13 protein-coding genes are annotated in these 12,942 nt (G+C 64.0%); 7 read left to right on the top strand and 6 right to left on the bottom strand.

Going from position 1 to position 12,942, the window contains the following annotated elements; all coding sequences use genetic code 11:
- Positions 1–20: 20 nt before the first annotated feature.
- Together AC3CCE_RS29585 and AC3CCE_RS29580 are read left to right on the top strand one after the other, a co-directional pair.
- On the top strand, positions 21–815 hold the full coding sequence (locus tag AC3CCE_RS29585) for a metal ABC transporter ATP-binding protein (protein WP_023685455.1): 795 nt from the start codon (positions 21–23) through the stop codon (positions 813–815).
- Entirely contained in the window at positions 799–1,626 is an 828-nt protein-coding gene (locus tag AC3CCE_RS29580) for a metal ABC transporter permease (protein ID WP_023685454.1), read from the top strand. Before AC3CCE_RS29585 ends, AC3CCE_RS29580 begins: the two co-directional genes overlap by 17 nt.
- Before the next feature lie 763 nt (positions 1,627–2,389).
- Here AC3CCE_RS29580 and AC3CCE_RS29575 read toward each other — a convergent pair.
- The gene (locus AC3CCE_RS29575; RefSeq protein ID WP_023688994.1) at positions 2,390–2,743 is read right to left on the bottom strand and encodes a cupin domain-containing protein; all 354 of its coding nucleotides are present in this window, start codon (positions 2,741–2,743) and stop codon (positions 2,390–2,392) included.
- 460 nt (positions 2,744–3,203) lie between these two features.
- Here AC3CCE_RS29575 and AC3CCE_RS29570 point away from each other — a divergent pair, with 460 nt between their 5' ends.
- Positions 3,204–5,162, top strand: coding sequence for an acyltransferase family protein (locus AC3CCE_RS29570; RefSeq protein WP_023695501.1), 1,959 nt, complete (start codon positions 3,204–3,206; stop codon positions 5,160–5,162).
- Positions 5,163–5,211: 49 nt separating this feature from the next.
- On the opposite strand, the gene AC3CCE_RS29565 is transcribed toward AC3CCE_RS29570, so the two are convergent.
- Positions 5,212–6,204 carry an HNH endonuclease gene (locus tag AC3CCE_RS29565; RefSeq protein WP_023685451.1) on the bottom strand — a complete coding sequence of 331 codons (993 nt, stop codon included), beginning with the start codon at positions 6,202–6,204 and terminating at the stop codon, positions 5,212–5,214.
- Between the two features lie 244 nt (positions 6,205–6,448).
- On the opposite strand from AC3CCE_RS29565, the gene AC3CCE_RS29560 reads away from it, so the two are divergent.
- Positions 6,449–7,723 (top strand): DUF763 domain-containing protein, encoded by a 1,275-nt coding sequence (locus AC3CCE_RS29560; protein WP_023689001.1) that lies wholly within the window; start codon positions 6,449–6,451, stop codon positions 7,721–7,723.
- Between the two features lie 117 nt (positions 7,724–7,840).
- On the top strand, positions 7,841–8,539 hold the full coding sequence (locus tag AC3CCE_RS29555) for a COG3904 family protein (protein WP_352625828.1): 699 nt from the start codon (positions 7,841–7,843) through the stop codon (positions 8,537–8,539).
- 155 nt (positions 8,540–8,694) lie between these two features.
- Here the strand turns inward: AC3CCE_RS29555 and AC3CCE_RS29550 are convergent, their stop codons facing one another.
- On the bottom strand, positions 8,695–9,579 hold the full coding sequence (locus AC3CCE_RS29550; protein ID WP_023814870.1) for an NmrA family NAD(P)-binding protein: 885 nt from the start codon (positions 9,577–9,579) through the stop codon (positions 8,695–8,697).
- Between the two features lie 203 nt (positions 9,580–9,782).
- On the opposite strand from AC3CCE_RS29550, the gene AC3CCE_RS29545 reads away from it, so the two are divergent.
- Complete coding sequence (locus tag AC3CCE_RS29545) at positions 9,783–10,091, top strand: hypothetical protein (RefSeq protein ID WP_023672486.1); 309 nt, start codon at positions 9,783–9,785, stop codon at positions 10,089–10,091.
- A gap of 67 nt (positions 10,092–10,158) precedes the next feature.
- Here AC3CCE_RS29545 and AC3CCE_RS29540 read toward each other — a convergent pair whose 3' ends face one another.
- The 3 genes from AC3CCE_RS29540 to AC3CCE_RS29530 all read right to left on the bottom strand — a co-directional run bounded on the left by AC3CCE_RS29540 (position 10,159) and on the right by AC3CCE_RS29530 (position 12,174).
- Positions 10,159–10,755 (bottom strand): DUF6456 domain-containing protein, encoded by a 597-nt coding sequence (locus AC3CCE_RS29540; RefSeq protein ID WP_352625827.1) that lies wholly within the window; start codon positions 10,753–10,755, stop codon positions 10,159–10,161.
- Between the two features lie 272 nt (positions 10,756–11,027).
- Positions 11,028–11,720: a GcrA cell cycle regulator gene (locus AC3CCE_RS29535; protein ID WP_352625826.1), complete on the bottom strand. Its 693-nt coding sequence runs from the start codon at positions 11,718–11,720 to the stop codon at positions 11,028–11,030.
- An 85-nt stretch (positions 11,721–11,805) separates the two neighbouring features.
- Positions 11,806–12,174 carry a hypothetical protein gene (locus tag AC3CCE_RS29530; RefSeq protein ID WP_352625825.1) on the bottom strand — a complete coding sequence of 123 codons (369 nt, stop codon included), beginning with the start codon at positions 12,172–12,174 and terminating at the stop codon, positions 11,806–11,808.
- Between the two features lie 80 nt (positions 12,175–12,254).
- Between AC3CCE_RS29530 and AC3CCE_RS29525 the strand changes: the two genes are divergently transcribed.
- Positions 12,255–12,917, top strand: a complete 663-nt coding sequence (locus AC3CCE_RS29525) for a LexA family transcriptional regulator (protein WP_352625824.1) — start codon at positions 12,255–12,257, stop codon at positions 12,915–12,917.
- Positions 12,918–12,942 lie beyond the last annotated feature (25 nt).

Here is a 12,942-nt window from a genome sequence, read left to right as displayed (position 1 = left end):
CTGCGAATGAATGTGACTAAATGAACGCAATCGAATTCGACAAGGTCACGCTGACCTATGGGGGACGCCGGGTTTTATCCGACGTCTCCTTTTCTCTACCGCAAGGCGCCTTTGTCGGCCTGCTCGGCGCCAATGGCGCCGGCAAGACGACGATGCTGCGCGCCATTCTCGGCCTGATCAAACCGGCCGGCGGCGCCATTTCGGTGCTTGGCAAATCGCCGACGCGCGGCAACGCCGACATCGGCTATATGCCGCAGGCGCGGCGCGCGCTTGGCGATGTCGGCGTCAGCGGCCTCGACTTCGTGCTGAGTGCCGCCGGCGGGCATCGCTGGGGCTGGCCCGTCGCATCGGCTGCCGAGAAGGAGGCGGCGTGGAAGGCTCTTGAAGAGGTGGGCGCCGGCGACCTTGCGCGGCGGCCGCTGGGCGAGCTTTCCGGAGGCGAGCGCCAGCGCATCCTGATCGCGCAATCCTTGATCGGCAATCCGCAACTGCTGCTGCTCGACGAGCCGCTGATCAGCCTCGATGCAGGCCATCAGCGCGCGATCATCGACCTGGTGCATCAGATCGGCGAGCGGCTCGGCATTGCCGTGCTGTTCTGCTCGCACGAGATCAACCCGCTGCTGCGCGCCGTCGACCGCGTGCTCTATCTCGGCAACCGCAAGGCGGCGATCGGTTCCGTCGACGAGGTCATCAGCGGTCCGGTGCTGTCGAAACTCTATGGCACGCATATCAATGTGGTGCGGGTTGCCGGCCGCATCTTCGTCATGGCCGACGATGTCGAACTGGAGAGCGGGGCGCATGTCCACGATCTTTGACTATGAATTCATGCGCAACGCCTTCTATGCCTGCACCATCGTCGGCATCGTTTCGGGCGCGGTCGGCTATTTCCTCGTGCTCCGGGGCCAGACCTTCGCCGGTCATGCGCTCTCCCATGTCGGCTTTCCCGGCGCCACCGGCGCCGGCCTGATCGGGCTGTCGCCGTTTCTCGGCCTCACCGTGTTTACCGTCGCCGCCGGCATCGGCATCGGCCTGCTCGGCGAACGCGCGCATCGCGACGTCGCCATCGGCATCGTTTTGACGCTGTCGCTCGGCTTGGGCTTGCTGTTTCTGCATTTCTACACCGCCTTCGCCTCGCAGGCGACCAACGTGCTGTTCGGCAATGTGCTGGGCATCAGCCTGCGCACCGTTATCGTGCTTGCGGTGCTGGCGGTGGCGATCCTTGTCGCGCTTTTGCTGATCGCGCGGCCGCTGCTGTTCGCCAGCCTGCAGCCGGAACTCGCCGAAGCGCGCGGCGTGCCGCTCACTCTTGTCTCGACCCTGTTCATGGTGCTGGTCGCCGTCGCCACGTCCGAGGCGGTGCAGATCGTCGGCGTGCTGCTCGTCTTCGCGCTGATGGTGGCGCCTGCAGCCACCGCGCTCAGGCTTACTAGCGGCGTCGGAGCCGGCGTGCTGACGTCCATCGCGCTTGCCGTGATCATCGCCTGGATCAGCCTGACGCTCGCCTTCCTGACCGACTGGCCGACGAGCTTCTGGATCACGGCGCTGGGCGCGGCGGCCTATGTCGTCAGCGGCATGGTCCGGCGCCCGTCGGTCCGAGAGACTCAGAGCGCCGACGCCGGCCCCTGAGGCTTGCCCTCCGGCGGGTCGATCGGGCCGGCTGGAGTGCAAAACTGACGTGAGGGAAATACACCCAAAAAAAGTCAGGTCTACAATCCGGCTCCTGAAACGTTTCAGCCGCGAAAGACAAATTCATCCAATCGCCTAGATCGCGACCTCTGTCGCGCCAAAGGTCCGCTCCGGAGCGGCCGGAACACCCGGAAAACCGCCATTTCAAGCGCATTTTGTAGCGGCGAATGGCGTCCGCGCGGCCGGTTGGAAGCTGGCCGGGAGGTGCAAAGGCGACCCCCCGCGGCCATCGCGGGCGGCGTTGACAGACCGCGGTGCTGCATGCGTATAGCAAGCCATGGGTCACGCCATGGCCGTGGCGGTTGAGACGGGGCTGGGGGGTTTCGTAACAACAGCATTGACGGCCCGGCGCCGGACGGGCGGCATGCACTCTCGAAGTGCGCCGCTCGCTCTTGGCTGACGCGCCGGCGACCCGGCAGCAGTCCTGGCCTGCGTTATCTCGACCAGGCTCCGCAGAACGCCATCGTCTCAGCTTTTCGATCCGCATCGGTTCGAAGCGAACGAGGTGACGCCCTCTTAACCGATATTCGCTTCGCTACGTCCCCCTCCCCCTGCTGGGCGAGGGGGACGCTGGCGATGAACCGCGCCGGCCGACGTGTATCGGCACCGATCAGGCACTCCTGACGACGCGATCAAGCAAGCCTGACGACGAGCCGATCAGGCGACCCTGGCGACGTCGATCAAGCAAGCTTGACTACGTCGATCAAGCAAGCTTGACGACGAAGTGCTTGGTTACCGGCTCGAGGATCTGCCAGGTGCCCTTGAAATCGGCTTCGACCACGAACGCATCGCCCGGACCGACCTCGACAGGCGTGCCGCCATCGGGCGTGATGATGATGCGGCCGGCGATCATGTGCACGAACTCATAGTCGGTGTAGGTGGCGTGATAAGTGCCGGGCGAGGCCCGCCAGGTGCCCGACAGCACCTTGCCGTCGGCGGTGGTGTGCTGCACGGCGGTCTGCATGGTCGGCCGGCCCGCGACAACGATCCAGCCCGGCAAGTCGCCGCCCTCGGCATGCTCGACAGCGCCGAATTTGAAAATGGTGGTGTTGGTCATGGGAGGCTCCGTTTGAATTGCATGGCTGCCGGTTGGATAGCCGATGCGTGTGACGGGGGCAACGCAAGGGCCGACCCCGGATGTCGGAGATTTGGCGAAGGAGGCGGGGACCTAATCTCCCCCATCGAGGGGGAGATGTCGCCGAAGGCGACAGAGGGGGTCGCCGCGCGTGGAGCGCCTGCCTTCACTTGCAGGATTGGGCCGAGTCCGGTCGAACCGACCCCTCTGGCCTGCCGGCCATCTCCCCCTCAAGGGGGGAGATCAGCGGCGTCGCCTCCTCCAATGTTGCACTGCGTTAGATTTGTTGCATTGCGATATCGACCCATAGGGCGGAGTCTTGGTCCGACTGTGAACGGTTGCAGCGCCGTGTCCCGTTGGGCGCAAAGCTGCCGCACGTATGATCCCGGCGCGATCGTTACTCGCCGAGGCGGGGTCATGCACCAGCACGAGGTGGCAAATCGTGTCAGCATCGTTCCGGCCCGATATTGAAGGACTGCGTGCCTTGGCGGTGGCAGGCGTGATCGCCTTTCATTTCGGCTTCACCGGCCTGCCCGGCGGCTTTACCGGCGTCGACATCTTCTTCGTCATCTCGGGCTATCTGATCACAAAACACCTGCTTGCCGAAATCACCGAGACCAGGCGGCTCAACCTGTGGCGCTTCTACGCGAGGCGCGCGCGGCGGCTGTTGCCGGCGTCGCTGTTCGTCATTCTCGCCACGCTGGTGGCCGGCGCCTTCATCCTGTCGCCGGAGGAACAATCGCTCTATTCCAGGGGCGCCATGTTCGCCTCGGCCTACATGATCAATCTGTGGCTGATCCGCTGGTCGTTCGACTATTTCGCCGCAGATGCGGCCAGCAACCCGTTTGTCCATTTCTGGTCGCTGTCGGTGGAGGAGCAGTTCTATCTCGCCTGGCCGGCGCTGCTTGCACTGGCGGCATGGCTGCGCCCCGGCAAGCGCGGCGCGATCCTGGTGATCGGCATTGCCGGTCTCGTCTCGTTCGCCGTCTGCGCCTGGCTCACCACGGTCTCACAGCCCTGGGCCTTCTACTTCTCGCCGCTGCGCGTCTGGGAGTTCGCCGCCGGCGGGCTGGCCAGCATGGTGCCGCAACAAGTCTGGCAAAACCGCCCGCGGCTCGCCGCGCCGCTGGCGTGGCTCGGCCTGGCGCTGATCGCCGGCGCCTATCTCTCCTTCAGCGAGGAAGCCCCCTTCCCCGGCTTCCTCGCCCTGGTGCCGGTGGCCGGCACAGTGCTGTTGCTGCTCGCCGGTTCAGCGCATGCGCAGCAAGGGCAGAGCGCTGAGAAAAGCCCGAGCGCGGCACTGGCGCTGCCGCCCCTGCAATGGGTCGGCAAACTCTCCTACTCGCTCTATCTCTGGCACTGGCCGGTGATCGTCTATGCCACGATGGTGGTGCCCGAGCTGTCGCCGCTCGGACGCCTCGCCTGCCTGGCGCTCACTTTGGCGCTGTCGGTCTTCACCTATCATGTCATCGAGAACCCGATCCGTCGCAATGGCTGGCTGATGGCCAGTGCGGCGCGGGCGCTGGTGCCGGCCGTCCTCCTGACCGGCACCAGCGTCGCAGCCGCATATGCCAATGCCAGGCTGGCCGTCCACGATCTGGACCCTGAGCAGCGCAGCATTGCCGCCAGCGCCGCGCAGCCTTCCACGGCGCGCGCGGCCGGCTGTATTCTTTCCTTCGAGACGGTGACGCCGAAGGCCTGCGTGTTCGGCAACAAGGACGCCCCGCGCTCGATTGCGCTGTTCGGCGATTCGCATGCCGACCACTGGTCGACGCCGCTGATCGAGGCGGCGGCCAAGAACAACTATCGCCTCGTCACCTATCTCAAATCGTCCTGCCGTGCCTCGCGGGTGACGACCTGGAACTGGCGGCTGAAGCGCGACTACACCGAATGCGACCAGTGGCGGGAGCAATCGGTCAAGGACATTATCGCGTTGCACCCGCACATGGTGGTGATCTCGGAATTTTCGATCGGCAATGTGATGAAGGAATCGCCCGAGGAACTGAAGCACGCCGATGGGAACGAGGAGTGGAAGACCGGCCTGCGCTGGACGCTGGCGGCATTCAGCCGGGCCGGGATCAAGGTCGCGGTAATCCGGGACGTTCCCTACAATGGAAGCTATGCCGACAAATGCGTGGCGCGGGCGCTGTGGCGCGGGCAGGTGCCTGAAGTCTGCGACACGCCGAGGGACGCGGCGGCGAACGACGACATCGCCGCGGCCGAGCGCGACGTCGTGCGCAGCGTGCCCGGCGCCACCTATGTCGACCTGACCAGCCAGTTCTGCGACGCCCAAACCTGCCACGTGTTCATCAACGGCCAACTCGCCTTCCGCGACCGGCACCACCTGGCGACGCCATTTGCTGAATCACTGGAGCCGCTCTTGGAGAAGGCGGTGTTTTAGGGGGCGGCGAGGTAGGGGGACCTGACGGCTGACGCTCAGTTGATGCGAGCTATGCCACAAACACATCCTCTCGATGGTGAGCGAGGTAAGCCTGCTGCGGCGGGGTGAAGGTGCTAGTGCGCCAGACGGCGGGGGCTTCGGCAAAGCCGAAACTCTGCATCACCAATTGCTCGAATCCGAGCCGCCGCAAATCAGTCTTGTCGACGCGCTGGGATATGAGGACCTGCCCGCTATCTTCAAAACTGATGAAGCCACGGTCAAAGAGGTGGTCGGCATCAGGCGTGAGGAGCAGCCCGTTCATGCCGTCCAAGCGCTCCTGCGCGGAAGCGCATAGGCGCCAAGGCTTGATGTGGCTTGCAATCAGCAACGAGGGATTGGTGACCCCTGTGAGTCGGCACGAGCGCTCCATGGCTTCGACATTGGAACGAAATTTACCTTGGCCGCGACGAGCTTGAATGACGCTCGTCTTTACAGTGTCCTCGAGTTGGAGGTCGTCTCGGATACGGCGCTCAACGACGTCCTCTAAAATTTCATTGACGACTTCGAAAGTGAGACTGTTTGCGCCACCACGCCTCAAAGCTTCGCGGTCGAAAGCTGTACCCGCGACAATTGTGTGAAACACCTCTTGCGATACGCTCGCGAGATAGGCGTTTTGACGGCCTGATCCGGAGTTTGGGTCGATGGGCGAGTATCGGGCAGGCAGAAGCGGACCCAATTCGCCAATTATGTCCGACGGGCGCACCGTCGGCAGGAGCGGCGCCCAATACACCGGGAGAAGCCAACCTTCCTCGTTCCAATTGGCTCCAGTGTTCTTGAACTCCGGTGGTTTCGGTGCTGTGAATGCAAACTCCGCTACCCGACCAATATAGCGCACGGCTTGACCGAAAAAAGACAACACGAGGTCACCAGGTGTCGCCCGACGCATATTTTTGTAGAACTCGCTGCGTGCCCCATTCTTCTGAGTTTTGGGCGACCAGAGATATTGCCCGTCGATCTCTTGGCAGGCGGTCTGACTGTGATTTACCCACCAGAATTGCGACATCGTTTTTGATTTTAATAGTTGCCGTCGGCTGGGTAAGCTCTATTCGAGACCTGTCTCGCCTACAAGCATGGAGCCGACCTTATTGCCAGGTGCGACAGGCGGCGTAACTGCATCTTTCGGCGAGACGCCAAGAAGAGCGTAGGGCGACGATAGTCGCCGCCCCCACCCCACTTGCAAATCGCCCCCCAAATGCCATCTAGATCACAGGCGCACCGCCGGTGCGCCTTAGCCACGGAGCTTTCACTTGACGCAGCGAAGCGGCAGTGCGGATTTGCCGCTGCATGGCGGGCGGGTTCCGAAATGGCTGGGCGATCGCATGACGCGGCTGGGCGCTGTGCTGTGCGAGGCGATCATCCATCACTATGGCCGCGACGAGCTGTTGCGGCGGCTGGCGCATCCGTTCTGGTTCCAGTCTTTCGGCGCCGTCATGGGCATGGACTGGCACTCCTCGGGCATCACCACCTCGGTCGTCGGCGCGCTGAAGCGCGGGCTGAACCCGATGTCGCGCGAGCTCGGCATCCATGTCTGCGGCGGGCGCGGCGCGCATTCGCGCAAGACGCCGCAGGAGCTGACCGCGATCGGCGAACGCGTCGGCATCGATGGCGCGGCACTCGCCACCGCCAGCCGCCTGGTCGCCAAAGTGGACAGTGCGGCCGTGCAGGACGGCTTCGACCTCTATCTGCACGGCTTCATCGTCACCGACGACAGCCGCTGGGTGGTGGTGCAGCAAGGCATGAACGGCGACAGCCGCCAGGCGCGGCGCTATCACTGGCTGTCGGAAGGGCTGACAAGCTTCGTCGACCAGCCGCATGCGGCGATCGAGGGCGAGCGGCAGGGCGAGATCGTCAACCTGACCGACCATCGCGCCGCGCCGTCACGTAGCGGCCAGATCGACCTGTTGAAGACCATGAGCCCGGAACGGATCCTCGACGAGCTTGCCGTGCTGGAGCCGCCGCCGAAAGCAGCGCCTGCGAAACCGGCGGCGCAGCCGATGCTGCCCAATCTGGTGATGCCGGCGCATCACGACGTGCGCGAGAGCGACATCGTCATGCACCGGCTGCACGGCAACATTTCCGCCGCCATCGAAAGCGGGCCGGCCGACTTTCCCGAGCTGCTGCTGGTGCCCGGCGTCGGCGCGCGCACGGTGCGGGCGCTGGCCATGGTGGCGGAAGTGGTGCATGGCGCGCCCTGCCGCTTCTCCGATCCGGCGCGCTTCTCGCTCGCCCATGGCGGCAAGGACCGCCACCCCTTCCCGGTGCCGCTGAAAGTCTATGACGAGACGATCGCGGTGCTGAAATCGGCCGTCGGCAAGGCCAAGCTCGGCCGCGAGGAAGAGCTCGGCGCGCTGCAGCGGCTGGATGGCGAAGCGCGGCGGCTGGAGCGCTACGTCACCGGGCCAAGCCTTAAGGAGATCGTCGCCGGCGAGTTCGACCAGTCGCATCTGCTTGGAGGGCGCAGTGTGTTCGGGTGGGAGGGGGCGGCGGAAAGCGACGACGGTTCAGACAGGGGCCGCCAGTAGCTGCCTGTCCATCATGCAGAGATAGTGCGCGGCCCATAGAAACACGTGCTCGGCTTGTTTTGATAATGCTTGCAAAGACCCATTTCTCAAGTGATGCTCTGCCAGGCGAGGCTCGGCATGAAGACATTCGCATGGACGTTGGTTTTCGTGCTGCTGGCGATTGGCGGCGCGATCGCCCAAACGACGCCTGAGCCTGCCATACTGGCATATACACCGCCGATGCACTTCGTCGTTGTACGCAACAGCACGCCAGGATGCGAGCCGACATGCCCGGAATGGATTTCGGCGGAAGGTCACATCGTGGCCGGCACGCCAGCTTTGCTGAAGGCTTTGCTGAAAAAACTCGGCCCCCGCAAATTGCCTTTGGCGTTGAATTCCCCGGGCGGCGAGACCGATGCGGCGATGGCGCTTGGCCATATGATCCGCGCCAGCGGGCTCGACACGATGGTTGGCAAGACGGAGTTCTCCGAATGCGCGCCAGACACAAAAGCCTGCGGGCCGGGCGACCTCCGCTTCGGCGTCGCCAACCCCGTCGGCGCAGTCTGTTCGTCAGCTTGTACGATGGTTCTTGCGGGCGGCGTACGGCGCCTGGCAGACAGCCGCGCCTTTGTCGGCATTCACCGGATCATGCTGCCGGCCGCCAAGAAAATCCACGGCAAGAAGACCATCGTCCTCGTTCCGATACCCAAATGGTATGAACGCAAGGTCGACAGCTATTTCACCGAGATGAAAGCAGGTTCGTGGATCGTATCGGCCATGCAAAAAATACCCGACGACAGCATACGATACCTCGTGACATACGAACTTTTGGCCTGAATCTGATAACCGAAACCGGTCACGGCGACACGCGCACCTCCATCGATATCTGCAAGACCACGCCGCCGGCGGGCAACTGCCGAACGGTCAGGCAATAGGAATAGCGGGCCACGTAGGTCGTCGAAGCGCCTGTTTCTCAACAGCAACCCTTCACTTTACGCTGCGCCCTTCAACAGGTCTTCCGGCCGGCCCTCGATGAGCGCAGCAATATAGCTTTCCAGGCTGGTCGTGCCGCGCTCCGGGTTTTCCGGCTGCATCGGCTTGTCCAGCGTGGCCCCGGTCATGCGGGCATAGGACTCGGCCGCCGCTTTGGAGAAGCCTAGTTTTTCGTAGGTTTCTGTCCAGCGCTCCCGCGGCACCGTGACCACGCGCACGTTTTTGCGCAACGCCGCACTGAAGGCTGCGGCGACATCGGCGGCGGAGTAGCGCCGAGGACCCTCGATATAGTGCGTGCCGGTCTTGTCCGCCGGCTCCAGCAGACGTCTCGCCGCAGCCTCGCCGAGATCCTGCGGCGCCACCATCGGCAGCTCGAAATCCGCCGGGAAGAAGGAGGTGATGACGCCGTCGCGCCGCGCCGTCTCCAGGGCCTGATCCCAGTTGCTCATGTAATAGGCGGCGCGGTTGATGCTTGCCGGAATGGCCTGGGCCTTCAGCTTCTGCTCGAGGCCGTAAAGGACGGTGAGATCGCCGACACCCTCGCCGGCCTGCGCGCCATAGGTCGATTCCGCTACCACTTTTTCGAGGCCGGACCCCTCCAGTGCCGTCGCAATGGCGCCAACCGTCTTGCGCTCCTCGGCGTCGGTGTCGGTCGATGGATCGGCCGGCGGGTTGAGCAGAAACGCCCGCTTGCCGCGCCGCAAGACTTCACGCAGCGCCTCGACATCGAGCACATCGGCAACCGCGGCCTCCGCGCCCTGTTCAACCAACCATGCGGCCTTCGACTCGTCGCGCGTCACCACCGTGACATCCTCGCCCTGCCGCAACAGCGCCATTGCCGCCGCCGAGCCGACATGGCCGGTACCTCCAAGAATGACATGCATGGTCTCGTCCTTCCCTTGCTGATTCATGCCGGATTAATGGCTGGGGCGGCGAAGGGTTCAAAAATCGGGGGACGATGCTGACAGGAGGTGACGCTGACTTTCCTCGCAATGCACGGCGCAGGGGTCGTTCGCATCTTGCAAAATTATGGAACGAGGTCGTGTCCAGCGAGTTATATTAGCGCAACCTTGAATAGGAGGCAGCTATGAGAAAGCTCCTGCTTGCTTCGGCTATCGCTATCACTGCGGCGGCGGCGATGATCGCTCCGGCGAATGCCGGCGGGCGCGTCGTGATCGGCATCGGCAACGGCTACTATGACGATGACTACAATGACAGCTATGGCGACTATTACGATCGCTACGCTCCTCGCCCTTACTACCAGTATAATGCCTACGATAACGGCTTCAGGTACCACAGGTATCACAGGCACCATCGCCATTGCCGCATAGAGTTGGTCAAGCATTGGCGCCATCATCACAGGATCGTCGAGGAAATTCGCGTTTGCGAACGGTGATCCGATAGGGTGAAACCGGTTCGGCCGGCATCTGCCGGCCGGCCGCTTCACTACGCGGCTGCCGGCCTTATCGCGGCTTCCGCATCATCATCCCGTAATCAACGGCCAAAAGGTCGAGCCCGACCTTCAACAGCTTCACCACCACATCTCGTCCCTCGCCGGTGCGTTCGGCGAGCGCCTTCACCGACTGGCCTTCGAGGCAGATTTTGCGAACCACCTCCGCCACTTCCCAGTGGGCCATGGCGGCGATGGCATGGGTGTGGGCGCGGCTGGCGTTGAGCACGCGGTCGGGGATGCCGCCATTGATGCGGCCGCCGTCAATGCGCTCTTCCCACGGCATCGGCCGCAGCCCGTCACGCGAGGCGCGCTCGAAATCGTCGCGAAACCGCTGGCCGGCCTCACGCTGCTGGCGGGTCAGCGAGGTGATGCCGACCAGCGGATCGACATTGCGCACCCGCACGATGCCGCCGGTCGCGGTGTAGCCGTCATTGGAGACCTCGTAGACGCGCCGCGCCTCTTCGGTGCCGACGCTCAACCGCTTGCGGCCGAAGCGATCGTCCTTCAGCGCGAAATCATGGCCGATCTCGCGGCGGATGCGCACCTGCTCGACTTCGCCCGCCGGCAGCTTCGGCGGTTTGGCTTTCTGCGCGGTTTTTTTGCTCATCGGGGGATCCTTGTGGGATTGGGTTGTTGAGCCGGAAGGTTGGCGTTCCTTCGCGCCCCCCTCTGCCCTGCCGGGCATCTCCCCCACTTGGGGGGAGATCGGATGTCGCGTCGGCTTTCGCCAATCACCACCGCCGTTGGAAGGCAGTGCGGGCGAGCTGCAAATCTCCCCCCGCGTGGGGGAGATGTCCGGCAGGACAGAGGGGGGCGCTGTCCCGCCGGCTTTCGATCATTGGTGGGGTCGTCCGGAGGCGAGGAACGGAGCCCAGCCGCTCACACCATCTCCGCCACAGGTCGGTGGAAACGCGTCTGATGATATTCGCAGTAGCTTTTCAGCGCCCTTGTGCGCAGGCCGCAGCACAGCATCTCCGGCCCTGGCCGGCTACCGGGAGCATCGTTGTCGGGGTCTTCCTCCAGCGTCAAGTCGAGCGGCGCGCGGCAGCGGTTGAACAGGCAGTCGATGAAGCGCATGGCGGCGACATGCGGCTGACGCCCGAGCGAAGCAGGGCGCGGCGCCGGCACATTGAAACGATAGACTTCGCCGTCCACCACCAGCCGTCCTTCGCCCGGGATCGAGGGCGCCGGACGGGCTGGCAACAGAGGCCTGGCCGATGGCTGACGGCTCGGTTTGGCGGCCGGTTTGACCGGCGCGGCCTGCTTCGAAACTCCTACTTCCCTTACGAGCTTGCTTGGCTGCGCCGGCGGATTCCTCTTGGCGGTATTCTCGTTTGCCGCAGTCTTCCCCGTCGCATTCTTCCTCGGTCGGCCGCCGGACCTGCCGCCTATGGGGTTGGCGAAGCCGATGGTCTTCAACGCGCTGTTGCGGTGGACGATGCCGATGATGGCATTGCGCGAGACCGGACTGCCGCGCAGCGCCGTGAAGCGGACGGCGATCCCTGTTGCCGACAGGCCATCCCTCAGCCAGACGGCGATCTCCTGCAGTTCGGTCTCGGTATAGGCAGTCATGTCGGTATCCATTGATTGCGCGCGCAAAGGCCGAGCGCCGGCCCCGAGGGCCCACGGGAAAAATCAGAGCGGATGGTCGGTGCGGTCAGCCGATACTGGCGGCCGGCAGCGAGCCGGCGAGATGCCGCAAGGCGGCTTCTGCGGCCGCTTTGGTGAGGGCGGAAACCGCCCTGCCCGTCAGCCGGTCGAACAGGATGACGGTGCCATCTTCCGTGCGGATGCAGGAAATACCCTGCCCGCCGGAGACAGCCCTTGGCGCACCGGCGGTGCCCTGAGGCAAAGAGGTGGCCGGAGCCGGGAGAGGAACGGCTCCGGCCGTTCCGATCGACAGGGGGAGGTCGACCGGATCCGGGGCAAAAGCCCCGGTTTGCGTCCGGACCGGGGAGGAGGACAGCCCGGACGATTCGAGAAAGCTGACGATGCCTGCGGAAACGCTTGCGATTTGTTCGATCATGCGCTAAGCGTACGATATGTACGAAACGTACGCAAGCGAAATCGTACGTATTGGACGATAAATATCGGGCAATTTGTACGATGCAGGAACCGAGGCACAGATTGCAGCAGGCGCGGGCGGAGGCGGGTTATGCCTCGCCCAGCGATGCCGCACGGGCATTGCGCGACATCAACAAGAACACGCTGATCAGCCATGAGAACGGCAACCGGCCGCTGTCGCGCAAGGCGGCGGAGAAATATGGCCGCCTGTTCGGCGTCGATCCCGGCTGGCTGCTGTTCAATGGCGATGGCGGCAGCCTCGCGGGCGGCCATTTCGGCTTTGACGAGACGGGCCGGCAGATCCCGATGCCGTCGCTGGCCACGGTCGACGTGCCCATCGTCTCGTGGATCAGCGCCGGCGAACTCGGCGGCCAGGACATGGTGGTCAATCTCAGCGACTATCCCACCATCCCCACCACCGATCTCGAGCAGGGCGAATGGATCGCGCTGCGCGTCGACGGCCCGTCGATGAACAAGATCTCGCCGCCGGATTCGATCATCTTCGTCAACCTCAGGGACAAGCGGCTGGTGACCAATGGCTGCTACGTCATCTCCGACGAAACCGGCCAGGCCACCTACAAGCGCTATCGCCCCAATGAGAACCCGCCCTTCCAGCCGGCCTCCTATATGGACATCCCGCCGCCGGCGCTCGAAGGCGCCATCACCATCATCGGCCGGGTGAAGCGCTCGATGATCGATATGTGAGGAGTGGCGCCGGCGGCCATACAGC

It is taken from the genome of Mesorhizobium sp. P160187, from assembly GCF_057766425.1.
The sequence above is the reverse complement of the archived record's forward strand: the minus strand, read 5'-3'. Positions and strand labels throughout refer to the sequence as shown.